This is a genomic window from Streptomyces sp. PT12 (genome assembly GCF_003311645.1).
GTDB lineage: Bacteria > Actinomycetota > Actinomycetes > Streptomycetales > Streptomycetaceae > Streptomyces.
Genome location: NZ_QEST01000262.1, coordinates 1 through 299, shown reverse-complemented (window position 1 = coordinate 299; position 299 = coordinate 1). Strand labels below are relative to the sequence as shown.

Annotated in this window: 1 protein-coding gene; it reads right to left on the bottom strand. The window is 69.6% G+C overall.

Annotation, left to right across the window (positions count from 1 at the left end; translation table 11 throughout):
* On the bottom strand, window positions 1-299 hold a 299-nt coding region (locus tag DEH69_RS28300; RefSeq protein ID WP_113689844.1), incomplete at both ends, for an acyltransferase domain-containing protein.

Here is a 299-nt window from a genome sequence, read left to right as displayed (position 1 = left end):
CTGGATCGCCACCATCGCCCCACCCGAAGGCAACGCCTGCATCAACCGCCCACGAGCCACCACAAGCCGCGCCGCGTCCTCAAGGCTCAACACCCCCGCCACATGCGCGGCGGCCACCTCACCCACCGAATGCCCGGCGACGAAGTCCGCGCGCACCCCCCACGACTCAACAAGCCGGAACAGCCCCACCTCAAGCGCGAAGATCGCCGGCTGGGCAAACTCAGTCCGATCCAACACCCCCGCGTCCCCACCCCACACCACATCCCTCAACGGCAGCCCCGCCGCCTCACACACCGCGT